The sequence below is a fragment of the Lactobacillus sp. 23-2 genome (assembly GCF_044902225.1).
GTDB lineage: Bacteria > Bacillota > Bacilli > Lactobacillales > Lactobacillaceae > Lactobacillus > Lactobacillus absianus.
The window spans coordinates 123,193-125,923 of record NZ_JAOQBX010000002.1; the positions used below are offsets into that span (position 1 = coordinate 123,193).

Annotated in this window: 3 protein-coding genes; 2 read left to right on the forward strand and 1 reads right to left on the reverse strand. The window is 52.6% G+C overall.

Annotated features, from left to right (window positions below):
• On the reverse strand, positions 1-560 hold a 560-nt coding region (locus OCH80_RS01505), incomplete at its 3' end, for a zinc ribbon domain-containing protein (protein ID WP_404537328.1).
• A 274-nt stretch (positions 561-834) separates the two neighbouring features.
• Here OCH80_RS01505 and OCH80_RS01510 point away from each other — a divergent pair.
• Positions 835-1,662, forward strand: coding sequence for a PP2C family protein-serine/threonine phosphatase (locus tag OCH80_RS01510; protein WP_404537330.1), 828 nt, complete (start codon positions 835-837; stop codon positions 1,660-1,662).
• Positions 1,663-1,679: 17 nt separating this feature from the next.
• A partial coding sequence (locus tag OCH80_RS01515) for a serine/threonine protein kinase (RefSeq protein WP_404537332.1) occupies positions 1,680-2,731 on the forward strand: 1,052 nt, incomplete at its 3' end.

Here is a 2,731-nt window from a genome sequence, read left to right on the forward strand (position 1 = left end):
ATGCAGAACAAATCGCCGGCTTTGATTGGAGCACCGCACGCCGGGCAAACCGGGGCTTCTGGGGCTTCTGCTTCTGCTGCTTCAGATTCAGCGACCGGCGCTGGGAATGACGACTCACTCGTTGACTCACTCGACACTGCTTTCGCGAAAGTGGCTTCAGGAGTTGCGGCAGCGGCCTCCGCGGCTGCTGGCGCTTCAGATTCAGCAACCGGCGCTGGGGATGACGATTCGCTCGTTGACTCACTTGGAACTGTTGACGCGGCGGCTTCTTCAACCGGATCCGGAATCAATGACATGTCAAAGCCACATGTCGTGCAAAAGTTGTCGCCTCTTGCCGCGATCGTCTGGCAGTTCGGGCATTCCTTTCCGATGTGGTCAACCGGAACTTCCTCCAAATTCGTCCCGCAATCAATGCAGAAGCTCAATTTTTCAGACATCAAAGCATGGCAGTTGGGACACTCTTTGGCATTTGCCAGACCCTCCCGGAAGCAGTAGCCGCAATTCAAACAAACCACGCTGGTTCCGGTCACTTGTTCCTGGCACTTCGGACATTCTTTCATATGCACCCTCCTGTTTTTTTACATTAGCGTTTACGTACTTTCATTTTAACTTTTTTTGCATTATTTGAATTATCCAAAATGAAAAATTTGTTACAAATTATTCTTCACTCAAACGCTGATGAATTGGGCACCGCTGCTTGACTTAGAGCAGAAGCCTTGTCATCAATTCCATCTTTTTTCGATTTTTTCAAGATGAAATGCGCTAAAATTATATTATATTTGTACGTGTTTTTCGACTATTTTCTTAATCAAAAGCAAAAAAGAGGAAAGAAGAATGAATGAAAAAAGCAGAGGCTTCTTTGAGACCATCAAAGAAGCCTTGACCGGCAGCAGCTCCTGCAATGCGGCCGCACTAAGCGACGTGGGCTGCGTGCGCGACAACAATGAAGACAACTTCCTGCTTCGTGGCTCAATCAACGACAGTTCCAGCAGCCATGCTCACGCCAATGCTAACTTAAGCCCTGACGAATGGCACTGCCTGGGCCTGTTCGATGGGATGGGCGGGATCGCCGGCGGGGAAATCGCCTCTAAGGAAACGGCCCAGGTCTTCCGAGCCAGCGCTGACCAGTTTCCCGGCAAAACTCCTTCAGAAATCCAAGAGCTCACGCGGCAGGCTTTCTCCAAGGCCAATGAGCAGATCAGCGCTGCCCGGCGCGAGAACAAGGTCGGCGGAACCACGGCCACGATCGCACTCTTGCGCGACAAGACGCTCAAGCTCTTTCACGTTGGCGACAGCCGGGCCTACCTGATTACCCGCCACAGCATCCAGCAATTGTCTGAAGACCAGACTTTAGCCCAGATGGAAGCCAAAATGAACGTCAAGAACATCCCCGAAGAAGACAAGCACAAACTGACCTGCTTTGTCGGGATGGACAGCCGCTACAAGATGACCATTTTTGAAACCGACCTGCTGCAGGTCAAGAGCGGCAACTACCTGCTCTTATGCAGCGATGGCCTAAGCGACCTGTGCACCAACAAGGAAATCTTCAAAATCGTCCACGCCGCCGCCACGCCCGCGGCTGGCGCCCAGGCTTTAGTAAAGCAAGCCAAGCAGAATGGCGGCTATGACAACGTGACGGTGGTCCTCCACCAATTTCACTAAACAGGAAAGGATTGACCATGAAAAAAGAAACCGGCAGATACACTGACCAAGTCCTAAAAGACAAATGGGTGGTTGGCCCCCTGATTGGCGAAGGCTCCAACGGGAAAACCGAAGTCTATGAGATCAGTCACCATGAGCCCGGCCTAGATGAACAGCGTGCCCTCAAGATCACGGAGGTCGCGCGCGGGTTCAATAACGGCAAGAGCGAAGACGACCTGCGCCGTGACGCCAACCGCGAATTGGATTTGATGAACAAGCTCGAAAGCATCCATACCATGTCCTACCTGGACCACTGGTACGACCATGACAAGGATGACCCGCGCCGCTTGGACCTGTTCGTTGTCATGAAAGAGCTCGATACCCTGACCAATTACCGCGGAAAGAAGTTCAGCGAAAAGGAAATCGCCAAGATCGGAATCGATATCTGCGATGCCCTCGAAGAATGTGAGCGCAAAAACGTGGTTCACCGGGACATCAAGCCAGCCAACATCTACATCAGCGGCGAAGGCAAGCACAAGCTCCAGTATATTCTGGGAGACTTCGGGATTTCCCGGATCATCGCCAACAATTCCAGCAGCTATGAAACTTCCAGTTTCCTGACCCCTGGCTTCGCGGCTCCTGAACAATATGATCCTTACCCTAACCTGGACAAGGAAGTCGACATCTACAGCCTGGGACTGACTCTCTACTACCTGGCCAATGGCTGGAAGAGTCCCTTCATGGAGCAGCCTGGTCCCCTTGACCAAGCCGCTGATCAAAAGCGGATCCAAACCGACCAGCTGCCAGAAATTCCCGGCATCAGCCAGGCCTTGAACGCTATCCTGCTCAAAGCTACCCGCCGCAAGAAAGAAGAACGCTACCAAAGTGCCAGAGATATGGAGCAGGCGCTGAAAGACGTTTTTAACACTAACCCGAGCTATGAAACGATTCCAGCCAAGTCGGGCTATGAAACGGCCGCGGCCAATCCAAGCCCCTTTGCGACCGCGCCAGCTGGCGCGGTCAGCAGCTATGAAACCCAAGCAGCAAACGGTGGCAAGAGACAGACGGCTGGCAGCTATGAAACCCAAGC